The 12668-nt window shown below is 37.9% G+C and carries 9 protein-coding genes; 3 read left to right on the top strand and 6 right to left on the bottom strand.

Annotated features, from left to right (window positions below; translation table 11 throughout):
• Nucleotides 1–44: 44 nt before the first annotated feature.
• From pyrE to rpoZ, 3 genes are all read right to left on the bottom strand, one after another.
• A complete protein-coding gene (pyrE, locus tag ACFIK3_RS01900) occupies nucleotides 45–623 on the bottom strand; it encodes an orotate phosphoribosyltransferase (RefSeq protein ID WP_273791120.1) in 579 nt (192 codons plus the stop codon).
• Between the two features lie 16 nt (nucleotides 624–639).
• Nucleotides 640–2865 (bottom strand): RelA/SpoT family protein, encoded by a 2226-nt coding sequence (locus ACFIK3_RS01895; RefSeq protein WP_375637391.1) that lies wholly within the window; start codon nucleotides 2863–2865, stop codon nucleotides 640–642.
• 128 nt (nucleotides 2866–2993) lie between these two features.
• Nucleotides 2994–3392 (bottom strand): DNA-directed RNA polymerase subunit omega, encoded by a 399-nt coding sequence (gene rpoZ, locus ACFIK3_RS01890; protein WP_273791104.1) that lies wholly within the window; start codon nucleotides 3390–3392, stop codon nucleotides 2994–2996.
• Between the two features lie 568 nt (nucleotides 3393–3960).
• Between rpoZ and ACFIK3_RS01885 the strand changes: the two genes are divergently transcribed.
• Complete coding sequence (locus ACFIK3_RS01885; protein WP_375657760.1) at nucleotides 3961–4629, top strand: uracil-DNA glycosylase; 669 nt, start codon at nucleotides 3961–3963, stop codon at nucleotides 4627–4629.
• 48 nt (nucleotides 4630–4677) lie between these two features.
• On the opposite strand, the gene smpB is transcribed toward ACFIK3_RS01885, so the two are convergent.
• Both smpB and dapA read right to left on the bottom strand, forming a co-directional pair.
• Entirely contained in the window at nucleotides 4678–5154 is a 477-nt protein-coding gene (gene smpB, locus ACFIK3_RS01880; RefSeq protein WP_012231306.1) for an SsrA-binding protein SmpB, read from the bottom strand.
• Nucleotides 5155–5172: 18 nt separating this feature from the next.
• The gene (gene dapA, locus ACFIK3_RS01875) at nucleotides 5173–6057 is read right to left on the bottom strand and encodes a 4-hydroxy-tetrahydrodipicolinate synthase (protein ID WP_273791105.1); all 885 of its coding nucleotides are present in this window, start codon (nucleotides 6055–6057) and stop codon (nucleotides 5173–5175) included.
• A 250-nt stretch (nucleotides 6058–6307) separates the two neighbouring features.
• Between dapA and ACFIK3_RS01870 the strand changes: the two genes are divergently transcribed.
• The gene (locus ACFIK3_RS01870; RefSeq protein WP_375676179.1) at nucleotides 6308–8398 is read left to right on the top strand and encodes a lytic transglycosylase domain-containing protein; all 2091 of its coding nucleotides are present in this window, start codon (nucleotides 6308–6310) and stop codon (nucleotides 8396–8398) included.
• Between the two features lie 1039 nt (nucleotides 8399–9437).
• On the opposite strand, the gene ACFIK3_RS01865 is transcribed toward ACFIK3_RS01870, so the two are convergent.
• Nucleotides 9438–10208 carry an energy transducer TonB gene (locus ACFIK3_RS01865; RefSeq protein WP_273791122.1) on the bottom strand — a complete coding sequence of 257 codons (771 nt, stop codon included), beginning with the start codon at nucleotides 10206–10208 and terminating at the stop codon, nucleotides 9438–9440.
• A 244-nt stretch (nucleotides 10209–10452) separates the two neighbouring features.
• Between ACFIK3_RS01865 and ACFIK3_RS01860 the strand changes: the two genes are divergently transcribed.
• Nucleotides 10453–12630, top strand: coding sequence for a TonB-dependent hemoglobin/transferrin/lactoferrin family receptor (locus ACFIK3_RS01860; RefSeq protein ID WP_375676178.1), 2178 nt, complete (start codon nucleotides 10453–10455; stop codon nucleotides 12628–12630).
• Nucleotides 12631–12668: the final 38 nt, after the last annotated feature.

Genomic DNA, 12668 nt, shown 5'->3' with positions numbered 1-12668 from the left:
ATTAATCTTTTTAAGCTTTTGCACAAAACAAAATAGAAAGACAATTAAATATTTCGACTGCCTGGTTTAATCGCTGGAAGAACAGAAAGCTCTGCAGGAAGAGCATCACTAGCATAAGAGGTTATCTCGTATTCAGCAAGCGCAATCAATGGAACTCCAACATTGACCTTACCACCAGAACGATCAAGAATACATGCACTGGCCAATACCTCTGCTCCTGCTGCAACAAGCGCTTCAACAGTCTCACGAATGGAAAGACCCGTTGTCACAATATCTTCAACAATAACAACCCGTGCACCCTTCTTGATTTCAAAACGACGCAATTCAAAGATGCCATTTACACGCTCTACCCAAAGAGAAGGAACACCAAGGTGACGTGAAGTTTCATAGGAAGGAATAAGACCGCCAATTGCGGGCCCAACAACATAATCAATTTTTTCCTCGATAGATTTTTTGATTTTTTCAGCCAATCCACGACATAACTTTTCTGTCAAGTCAGCATGCATGAATACTTTCGCTTTTTGCATATAAGTCGCACTATGGCGCCCCGATGTTAAAATAAAATGCCCTTCTAGAATAGCATCTGCTTGTTTAAAAATATCAATGACATCTTGTGTATTCATTGCTAAATCTTTCTTTTTATCCATGAACCCGCCGTACTGTACTTACTGAACCTGCCTTTTTTAATTGAGAAAAAATACGATTCAAATGTTTTAAATCCCACACTTCCAAATCAATCATAATTTCTGTAAAATCTGGTGCTGTACGGATAAAAGATAAATTTTGGATATTGGCATCGTTAGCAGAAATTATTTGTGTAATTTCAGCCAAAGAACCAGGACTATTTACAACCAAAATATTCATCCGTGCAGGAAAACGTTCATTCATTTGGGCATCAATATCCCAGCGAACATCAATCCATCGTTCTGGCTGATCATCATACGCCATCAAAGCTGAAGACTGTATTGGATAAATAACGATCCCAGCTCCTGGCTGCATAATACCAACAATCCGATCTCCAGGTACTGCTCCTTCCGGTGAAAAACGTACGGGTATATCTCCACGGGTTCCTCTAATAGGCAATGCTTTAGATTGATGATTCTCGACCTTTGCATTCTTTTCATTTTCTGGAACTTTAAAAATCATACCTTGAGCATTTTCAATATTAAACCAACCTTCTTCCCCAGGCCTAAAAGATGACTTTTGTACCACACGGTGATCTTGATAATCAGGATAAACCGCTTTAATCACATCAGCGGAAAACAGCTCTCCACGCCCAACAGCAGCCAATACATCCTCTACATCTTTACGTGCTAAACGTGGCAAAACTTTCTTCAAAAGGTCTTTTGAAAATTGCTTTCCCATATATTCAAATGAACGCTCGAGAATACGATATCCTAAACCCGAATATTGTTTACGTACCGCTGCACGACTTGCTCGTCGAATAGCTGAACGTGCTTTACCTGTGACAACAAGAAATTCCCATGCTGCTGGCGGAATTTGAGCGTGTGAGCGAATAATATCAACCTCATCACCATTTTTTAATTTGGTCATTAAAGGCATAATACGACCATTGATTTTTACACCCACACAAGAATCACCGATGTCTGTATGGACGGCATAAGCAAAATCAATAGGCGTAGCTCCTTTAGGAAAAGCAATTAATCGACCTTTCGGCGTAAAACAAAAAACTTGGTCTTGAAAAAGCTCAAGTTTTGTATGTTCTAAAAACTCTTCTGGATTATCTCCATCAGACAAAGATTGTATCGTTTGACGCAACCATGCATAGGCATTCGTTTCACTTGATAACTTCACAGTCGAATAATTGGAACCGCGCTCTTTATATATGGAATGAGCAGCAACCCCATATTCAGCAACTTCATCCATAGCAGCCGTTCTAATTTGCAACTCAACACGTTGTCTTGAAGGGCCAACAATTGTTGTATGAATAGAACGATAATCATTTTGCTTTGGTATAGAGATATAATCTTTGAAACGACCAGGAACCATTGGCCATGTCGTATGAATGACACCAAGAGCACGATAACAATCATTCACGGACTCAACAATCACACGAAATCCAAAAATATCCGATAATTGTTCAAAAGATAATGCTTTACTTTCCATTTTGCGAAAGACTGAATAAGATTTTTTCTGACGGCTTTTAACATCTGCTTTAATGCCATGCTCCAAAAAAAGTTTTGTCAATTCATTTTCAATTGTGGAAAGCAAATCACGGTTGTGTTTCAATAATTCAGAAAGTCGATTGGTAATCGTACGATAACCTTCTGGATTTAAATAAAAGAAAGAGAGATCCTCTAATTCCTCACGCATATCCTGCATACCCATACGGCCTGCAAGTGGCGCATAAATATCCATCGTCTCTTCAGCAATTCGCCGACGTTTATCATCACGCATAACACCAAGGGTACGCATATTATGAAGACGGTCAGCAAGTTTGACTAAAAGAACACGAACATCATCAGAAATAGCAATAAGAAGTTTACGAAGATTTTCTGCCTGTACGGCTTTCTTTGATACAAGATCAAGCTTATTAAGCTTTGTAAGCCCTTCAACCAACTTCCCAATTTCAGAACCAAAAAGCTGATCAATTTCTGCTCGTGTAGCGCTTGTATCTTCAATTGTATCATGCAAAAGAGCAACAGCAATCGTTGCCTCGTCCAACCGCATATCTGTCAAAATAGCAGCAACTTCTAAAGGATGAGAAAAATAAAGATCACCTGACGCACGCTTTTGATGCGCATGCTTTTTCATTGCATAATCATAGGCCCTGTTTAAAAGAGCCTCATCTACGTCAGACTTGTAACGTTGAACACGTCCAACAAGCTCACACTGACGCATCATACGAGCATATCCTTTATCTTTTCACACCCCTAATCTTTATTGAACACGTCCTATTAATAAAAGACACGAAAAATAATTGCTCCTCACATGACAAAGTATCTTTACTCCTGTAACATAAATTGCTGCAATTAATAATCGTCACTTTTTTCTGGAACAACCAAACCTTCAATACCCGCTAAAAGCTCTTCTTCTGACATATGATCAAATGAGGTACCTTCTTCTTGCGATGACGTATTAAAAACACTTTCAGCTTCACCTGAATGGGTAATAAATTCACTTGCCATTTCTGGCTCATCTACTTCCACATGCTTTTGCAGCGAATGAATAAGGTCTTCCTTTAAATCAGCAGGCGACAATGTTTCTTCTGCTATTTCACGCAAAGCAACAACTGGATTTTTATCATTATCGCGATCAACCGTAATCTGCGCTCCTTGTGAAATCTGACGCGCCCGATGACCTGCTAAAAGTACCAACTCAAAGCGGTTGTCAACTTTATCAATACAATCTTCTACCGTTACGCGGGCCATTTATGCCTCTTTCTCAAATAAAAAAATTTAATAGCGGATAAAGGAGTATATACAATAATCAAAATAAAACACAAGAAAAACAACACAAACTTTTATATTTTTTGATTAAAGAACTTATTTAAGAAAATTCTTGGAAAATTTATAAAAATGTATAACCTATTCATGCTCATTATCAAAGTTTCTCGTAAAAGCATTCCAATAGATTGACTTCAAACAAAGGACGGTCTTTCTTGACAAAATATTTGTCTGGAGTATTCATCCTTTTAAAAGGAATACCAGCTATTTAAAATCCTTTGCAATAACGGCAGCCTTACGCATACTTTTTATGATAATATCTTTATCTAAAGAGAAAACTTTTTTTCTTTGAACATCATGTGTATTGCACTCTTATTCATCGAATAAATTACTGAAAGATGACCTCTTACACAATAATTAGCAATAAGTTTATATTAAACTTTCTTCTAAAAAAGTTTATTTATATTCATTATAGATTGTTTATCAAAACATAACCCGTCATATACGCTATAAAAGACTCAAAAAAATAGAAAAACGATTGATGCCTAACACCATGAATAGCCAATTAACATCACTTTGCCCAGAACCACCCCAAAATTGCAATTTATGTCCTAGGCTTCATCAATTTATCGCTGGCTGGCGTGTAAAAGAACCAAGTTGGTATAACGCACCGGTGCGCCCATTCTTTCCTCATAAAGGGCCAGACACAACACGCCTTCTTATTGTTGGGCTTGCTCCTGGATTGCGCGGAGCAAATCGAACTGGACGTCCATTTACTGGTGATTATGCTGGGCACTTACTTTATTCAACTTTAAAAAAGTTTGGTTTTGCCCAAGGAACCTTTGAAGAAAGAGCAGACGATACTCTTGAACTTATTGATGCAGCAATCGTTAACTCTGTTCGTTGCGTTCCACCAGAAAATAAACCCACCGGTGCAGAAATTAACACGTGCCGCTATTTCTTCTCACCTCTTTTAACAAATCTTCCCAAACTTAAAGCCGTTATTACCTTAGGCACCATTGCGCACCATTCAACGATACGTGCCCTTAATGCAAAAGTTTTATCTCACCCTTTTGGACATGGTGAAATCAATAACATCGGCAGATTACGCATCTTTTCGAGCTATCACTGTTCTCGTTATAATACAAATACTGGGCGCTTGACAGACGCCATGTTTCACCAAATCTTTCAAGCAGCAAAAACATACTTAGATCAATACTAAAACTGTTTTAAAAAGTGCTATAAATAAAGAATATCGAAATTGCATCCATCATCCATATCTTTTTAAAAGTCTTGCTTTTTCACGTCCCCAATCACGTTTTTTTTCCGTTTCGCGCTTATCATGAAGCTTTTTCCCCCGCGCTAGAGCGATCTCCAACTTAACGCGCCCTCGTTCATTAAAATAAAGTTTGAGAGGAACAAGCGTCATTCCTTCACGAGACGTTGCATTAAAAAAACGTGCCATCTCACGTTTTGAAAGTAATAATTTGCGCAAACGTCGTGGTTCATGATTAAAACGATTAGCCTGCGTATATTCAGGAATATAGCTGTTTACTAACCATAATTCCCCATTCTCAAAACTCGCATAGCTTTCAGCAATATTGGCATGGTTAGAACGTAAGGACTTCACTTCCGCTCCCTGAAGGACAAGACCAGCCTCGAGATTATTAAGGATTTCAAAATTAAAACGTGCTTTACGATTGTCAGCAATTATTTTCCGTACGGGCGCGTTCTTTTTTTTATTCATGGCTTTGTCAATATCATTTTATGCTTTTAAAAGACCAGCATGACTGAGGGCTGCATCAATAATCTTCTTTGTTCTTTCTGTTAATGGAACAATAGGAGAACGCACAGTATCACCACAAAATCCTAATTTTGCAGCAGCATATTTAATACCTGCTGGACTAGGTTCAATAAACACAGCACGATTAAGAGGCATCAAGCGATCATTTAATTCTCGTGCTGTTTTATAATCACCACGAAAACAAGCTGCTTGAAGTTCTGCACAAAGCTTCGGAGCAACATTGGAGGAAACTGAAATACACCCCATACCTCCATGTGCATTAAAACCTAACGCCGTACAATCATCACCGGAAAGCTGCACAAAATCTTTTCCACACTTTTCACTTTGTTCACTAACGCGCTCAATTCTGCTCGTTGCATCCTTAACACCAATGATATTGTTAAAATCTTGATAAAGGTCTTTCATCGTTTCTACAGCCATATCGATAATAGAACGACCAGGAATATTATAAATTATAATCGGAATAGAAACAGCTTTGGCAATGGAAGAAAAATGCTTGTATAAACCAGATTGATTTGGTTTATTATAATAGGGAGTGACAACCAAAACTGCATCTGCACCAGCTTTTTGCGCGTATTGTGCAAGCTCTACAGCCTCGCTTGTGCTATTTGATCCCGCTCCAGCAACAACAGGAACACGCTTTGCAACCTGCTCAACACACAATTCTATAATCCGCTTATGTTCTTCATGACTTAACGTTGCTGATTCACCTGTTGTCCCAACAGGGCTTACACCGTTAATCCCTTGTGTGATCTGCCATTCAACAAAATCACAAAACGCCTTCTCATCAATTGCGCCCTTGTTATCAAACGGTGTGATAAGCGCAGTTATAGCTCCCTTGAGCATGATAAACTCCCTATAATGTTTGCTTTTATTTTTTTATAATCGCCTTTTATAAATTTTAAATAGAGCATAATCTTGCTCTATCATTGAAGCAAGATGAATTTCAAAAAAAGCCCTCATAAGATGAAAATGCCCCTCCTTAAATGTTGAACAGTTCTTTAAAATAAGCCGTCTATATTAACGCGTTTTTCACGCTTGTGTTCTATAAATCCTTAAGTTTTTACAAAAAGCAAGGTCTCAAGGTCTTTTCTCTATGCGTGTATTCTCCACCTCTCTTTTCGTATCAACCTTTACTGCACTTATACTGGCAATAAGAATTTTATTTTCAAGTGCATACGCGCAAACACCCCTTTTGCAAGGGAAAGCGCCAATCCCTTTGGTTCGCCCTACTCCCTTTACCACAAAAGAAGCTCAAGAGCCTCTTCAACAGATACACACGACATCACACAATACTGCTACACTTCAGCAACTGAAAGCTGGGCTAGATGCACTAGCAAACAACAATATTGCAAAAACAATAAATCTTCGTAATTCAATGGAAAAACATAGCCTTGATCGTCATATTTTGACATGGGCGCTGGGGGTATCAAACCAAGCGAATATACCAAGTTCTGAAATATTTAATGCAATCAACATGCTAAAAGGATGGCCAGGTATAGAAACGATGCAACGCAATGCTGAACGTGCTTTTCTTAACGAAACCAACGTTACACGCGCAATCATCCAAAAATTTTCTCATCACCCGCCCCAAACAGCACAAGGGATGGCTCTCTTCGCTAAAGCACTTATCGAAACCAGACAAACCACTCGTGCTCAACACATTATTGCACCATGGTGGCATAAAACACAGCTCAGTGCAAAAGAAGAAGTATTTGTTCTTAAAAATGCAAGCGCTGCATTAAAACCTATTGATCATTTGAAACGCATGCAGTTTATGCTGTATGCACATCGTTTTGATTCAGCAGCACGCGTTGCAAAATTAGCCCATGCTCAATCTCTTTTTAATGCTTTTGTGGCCGTTGAAAAAAATGATCCTAGAGCTACACAAAAATTAAAAGCTGTAGAGAGATCATGGCAAAAAGATCCTCTTTTTCAGTTTGCTCGAATACGCCATCTTCGACGAACAGAGCAATATGATGCAGCCGCAACACTCATGATGAAAACATCAAACGATGCATTTCGCCTTATGAACCCTCATTCATTGTGGAAAGAACAACGCGCCCTTTCTCGTGAAATGCTCGATTTAAACAAACCAAAAATTGCTTATCAACTCGTTGCAACGCACACTGGTATAACATCTGCATTAGCCGTCGATGCTGAGTTTCATGCAGGATGGTATGCACTACGGTTTCTTCATAACCCTAAATTAGCAATGCAGCATTTTTCACGTATTCCTCAACTCTCTTCTTTACCTTTTTATGCATCACGTGGATATTACTGGATGGGACGAACAGCAGAAGCGCTAAAAGAACATCAAAATGCCCAGCAATACTTTCATCGTGCAGCTCATTTTGGTGCAACTTACTATGGTCAATTAGCCGCTGCACGACTCAACCAACAAAAGCTTAAAGTTTTCTTTCCCAAACCAACAACCGCTGAGCGACAACATTTTAGTGCACGAAAAGCGATCAAAGCAATTCAACGTCTTGAAGCAGCCGGCTATGCTGATTTTGCTAAAATTTTTTATAGAGAGCTCGGAAAAAGAATAGAAAGCCCCGGTGAATTAGCTCTTCTGGCTGTTATGGCAGAAAAAAATGGAGACTATTATACCAGCCTCAAAATTGGAAAAATGGCTGCTTTTCAGGGAAAAAATGTTGGTGCACTCTCTCATCCTCTGGGAGCTATACCAGCTTCTGCTAATATTTCTGTAGAAGAAAAATCGCTTATCTATGCCATTGCACGCCAAGAAAGCGAATTTAATCCAACAGCCATATCAAAAGCAGGTGCACAAGGTATACTCCAATTGCTTCCTACAACAGCAAAAGCACTGGCAAAAAAATACTCAATCGCATGGTCTCCTAAAAAATTTAGCAGTGATGCTCATTATAATGCAACATTAGGTGCCCATTTTCTCAATGAACAATTAGAACGTTTTAATGGATCCTATATACTAACTCTTATTGGCTATAATGCGGGTCCCCGTCGAGTCAATGAATGGATAAAACGTTATGGCGATCCTCGAGGACAATCTCTCGATAACGTCATTGATTGGATTGAACGTATTCCTTATACAGAAACACGTAATTACGTGATGCGTGTCATGGAAAATTATGGTGTCTACAAAGCAAGACTCACTGGGAAAATAGATATAAAAACCGACCTGCTTTCTGGTCGACGGAAATAATATGCCTTAACTTCCCAAATAGCATTTGAAAGCATTCATAAGAAGTGTTTTTATTCCTTTTTAAATAGTACCCACATACCAGCCTTCTTATGATGTATAAGCAAGTAATTTTAATTGATTCAGTATCAATAAATTCAAAATAAGAAAACCCTGCGCTATTCGGGTCTTTTATTCTAAATACAAAATGATGACTTATCATTATAAATCAACATGTCGTACAAATAGTTCATTTCTTCTCAACATAAACGACAATATCATAGAGATTACAAATATAAGAGAAGAGTGAAACAAATAGCTCATCCTTTTACTGTTGCTTATTAGTCAATATTCAAATCTTGTGAAACAGCATATTTTAAAACTATTTTTTTCTGCTTATAACATTTCTATACCAAATAGAGAGTAGGTTGTTATATATATCGTTTGGATTATCTCTGATAACAGAAAGACAGACTCATTGAGTTAGAAAGCCTTAAAGACAAACAATTTTCTTCTGCCCCTTCCCTTTCATTCGGTTTTACGACTTTTAAATATGTCAATATCTTTTAATGATGAAGATGAAGCTTTGCTTTTTGTTTTTCTCATTTTTACATATAAGTTCACATCCTTCACACAAAAACAGAGCATCCCAAAATAGTATGTTTTTCTTATTGATATTCTTGTTTTATTTTAATGTTTCTAAGTCTATTTCACAACGGTGTATCTGGAAAGTACTTACGAAAATCCTCTCACGAACGGTATAAAAATCGATTAGATACGATTAACCTTTACTTAATTACTTAATAAAAGCTATAGCTCTATCATCCCATAACTCCCAATGTTGCAACAACCCTTTCATTTAGAGCATTCATAAGAAGTATATTCGCTGCTTTTTAGAAGTTTTTATTCATGCTCCCCCCTCAACTTATATCATAAGTAAGCGAATGGTTTTGATTAATTCAACGTCAAAAAAATTAGAACAAACTATATTTTAACTTTCATTAAAATTATAAACAATCATTATAAATCAATATATTATAAGAAAATCGCCCCGCATAAGAAATCAGCTAAATATTAGGGATACTCTGATTGTTTTATTCACTTTTGATGGTGGTGGTGGTGGAAAAGAACCAATGCGTTGAAGTGCCGCCATCGCTAATCGATCAAGTTCCGGATCACCAGCAGAGACTGCTACACGACTAGAAAAAATACTCCCCTGCTCATGTACCATAAATTCTAACTTCACCGTTCCTTTTGTATGACTGGTACGCTGTCCCACAATATAATTTTTTTGCCTTTCTAATTGTGACTGTACCTTTGCTAACCACTCCATTAACAACATATCTTCAGTCCCTGCTGTACCACCGCCCTTATTGGTGGAAGAAGAACGTACCGCCTTTGTATTGGAGCGCTTTACTACAGCCTTTGGCATCGGTATTGTTTTTTTGATAAACGCTTTATGCTCCACTTTTTGAGGAAGGGGGTCTTCTAAAGACTTTAAGTCATCCTGTTTTACTATATGCTGAGGTTCTTGCGATTGAACTTCATCCACGGATTGCAATCCTTCTAACTCCTGCTCTAGGAGATCAGACTGTAATACTTCTGGCTCTGTATTAATATCCGACTCTGTATGAATATCTGGCAAGTCTGTATCAACATCCGGATATACAGTTTCTTGCGCAAAAGTCAGCATAATCTCCGACGAGAGCAAGCCATTACTTACACCAATACTTTGAAAATAAAACTGCGCTCCCAATAATACATGCAAAAAGAAAGCTCCAACAAATGCACCAATCCAAAGAGTTAATAATTGCTTCGTATTTGCAAAATTCATCGTTTTTTCTGCCACTATTTTAAGCTTAATATTGGTGTTCAATCTCATTAAAACAGGCTATTTTGAAATTGCAACTTTTTTCTTGACTGATTTTGTCATGTTTAATATGGTTTTCCAGTGATTTTGTGTTGTTTTCAAAATCATTTCTACTTGGCTGGCAAGTTTTAATCAGCGGGTCCAGCCTTTTTGTATGTAAATAAAATTTCAAAACAGAGAGGGGACGTTAAAAGGGTTGTGATGTGTTATGCAAATAAGACGAAAAAATATCTATAAAAGCTGTGTGATTTTAAGTGCATTATCGGTCTGTATACCTTCATTTGTTTTCGCACGAAGTAATGATGGAGCTTCTGTCACTGAACTCAAACCAATTGTTATTGAAGAGAAAAAAATAGGGACGGCCTTGGATTCGGTCACTATTTTGACGAGTCGAAAAACCGCGAAAGATATTCGTGAAAAACAAATAACTGATGCCTATGATATTAATCGCCTTGATCCATCCGTATCCTATAACCCAGGGAATAACAGTTTTGTCATTCGTGGTTTAGAGGCAAGCCGTATTCTTACAACAATGGATGGTATCGTTCTTCCATGGTTGGACGATATATTCCGCGGAAATAGTGGTAACACAACGTTTGATTTTGGTGCACTTTCCACACTTGATATTATTCAAGGATCGGATTCTAGCCTTTATGGATCTGGTGCGCTAGGAGGAATTGTTGCTTTGCGTACCCTTGATCCTGAAGATCTTATCACAGAAGAAAAAAATTGGGGTGGTCTTATAAAAGGTGGTTATCATTCTGTTGATAATAGTTGGCACGTAGATCAAGCTGTTGCAATGCGTGCTCAACAAACGTTTTTGCTTTTCCAAGGTTCTTATGCAGAAGGTCATGAGCGCAAAAATATGGGAACCTTAGAGGGCTATGGAGAGCGCACACGTAAAAACCCTGCTCATTTTGATCAAAATAATTTGCTCTTTAAAATTCACCAATACCTTGATGATAATCACCGACTTGGTTTTACCGCCGAGCGTTTTGGTCACACCATTGATACACATTCATTGGATGCGTCTAAAAGATATGCTCCAGGTTCCGTTTATGATAAGGACGACAAACTTCGTGAACGCCTTTCTCTTTCTTATGACTATAACGGCAATGAAGAAGCACTTTTTGATGCATTTCGTGGGCAGATTTATTGGCAAAGACAGTCAAATCGTCATATTCTGACCGGATTTCGTGTTAGGGCCCCCAAAGGGGATTTTTTGAGAGATAATTTTTTACGTAATACCAATTATGGTTTCAATGCTGATGCTCTCAAGAAAGTTCATATTGGCACTGTAGATCATACGTTAAAGATTGCCACTAATGTTTTATCATCTAAATTTCATCATTATTTGTTAGGGAAAGATAATTGTCATTTGGCGGAAAATGCACGGGGCTGTCTCTTTGTACCCGCTAATCGGTCAGATTCACCAGATGCGAATGGCTATAATTTGGGTTTTGTTTTCGAAGATGAAATTGGCTTTGCTGATAACCATTTCCGTATAACACCTGGAGTTCGTTATGATTGGTTTAAATATATCCCTCAAAAAACGTCCTCTTATGAGAAAGCTCTGATTTCTGACAAATTTCCTCCAGAAAGAAATGGTTCACGTTTTTCTCCCAAATTACGTATGGAGCTGGATGTTCGTAATCAAGTAACACTTTATGCTCAATGGGCGCAAGCTTTTCGTGCACCACGTATTCCAGAACTTTATGTCTCTTATATAAAACCCTCTGCTTATTATGTGAAGGGAAACCCTGATCTTAAAGCAGAAACAAGCAATGGATATGATGTTGGTATAAGGTATGGAAATGGAAATTTCGGCGGTTCAGTCAGTGCCTTTTTTAATCAATACAAGGACTTCATAGATACTATAGATAAAGGGCCATCAGAGGAATTCAAATTTGCGCGTCGCCATTACATAAATCGTGCGAATGTGCGTATTTATGGTGCTGAAGCCAAAATACATTTGGCTCTTAATGGTGGATTCCATAGCAATTTTGCTCTTGCCTATTCGCAAGGAAAAGATCTTGATAAAGATGAATATCTTAACTCAATTCCAGCTTTAAAAGCGATTGTTGGGATCGGATATGCAAAAGAAATCTGGGGAGCAGACGTTGTTCTTACCTCATCTGCCAAACGCGATAAAGTTGCTAAGGAATCGGACTATCAAAAAATTCCAGGTTATAATATTATTGATGTGTCAGGTTGGTTGAAGCCATTTGGTGAAAAGGGTCCTGTTATAAGGGCTGGTGTTTATAATCTGTTCAATCAAAAATATTGGAATGTATCAGATCTTCCTTCCGGTGAAAGCTCAACGCCGAAGGATTATTATACTCAGCCTGGTCGCAACTTTAAAGTTTCGTTCGTGCAAAAATTTTAGTTACTTTTGTTAACCATTAGATCAATTAAAAAGGTTAG

The organism is Bartonella sp. CB10SXKL (genome assembly GCF_042195515.1).
In the GTDB taxonomy this organism is placed as follows: domain Bacteria; phylum Pseudomonadota; class Alphaproteobacteria; order Rhizobiales; family Rhizobiaceae; genus Bartonella.
Note: the sequence above shows the minus strand (reverse complement) of the source record. Positions and strands in the feature narration are given on the sequence as shown.

Coding starts and splice junctions, on each gene's coding strand:
- pyrE (WP_273791120.1), bottom strand. CDS start 623: ATGAATACACAAGATGTCATTGATATTTTTAAACAAGCAGATGCTATT.
- ACFIK3_RS01895 (WP_375637391.1), bottom strand. CDS start 2,865: ATGATGCGTCAGTGTGAGCTTGTTGGACGTGTTCAACGTTACAAGTCT.
- rpoZ (WP_273791104.1), bottom strand. CDS start 3,392: ATGGCCCGCGTAACGGTAGAAGATTGTATTGATAAAGTTGACAACCGC.
- ACFIK3_RS01885 (WP_375657760.1), top strand. CDS start 3,961: ATGAATAGCCAATTAACATCACTTTGCCCAGAACCACCCCAAAATTGC.
- smpB (WP_012231306.1), bottom strand. CDS start 5,154: ATGAATAAAAAAAAGAACGCGCCCGTACGGAAAATAATTGCTGACAAT.
- dapA (WP_273791105.1), bottom strand. CDS start 6,057: ATGCTCAAGGGAGCTATAACTGCGCTTATCACACCGTTTGATAACAAG.
- ACFIK3_RS01870 (WP_375676179.1), top strand. CDS start 6,308: ATGCGTGTATTCTCCACCTCTCTTTTCGTATCAACCTTTACTGCACTT.
- ACFIK3_RS01865 (WP_273791122.1), bottom strand. CDS start 10,208: ATGAATTTTGCAAATACGAAGCAATTATTAACTCTTTGGATTGGTGCA.
- ACFIK3_RS01860 (WP_375676178.1), top strand. CDS start 10,453: ATGCAAATAAGACGAAAAAATATCTATAAAAGCTGTGTGATTTTAAGT.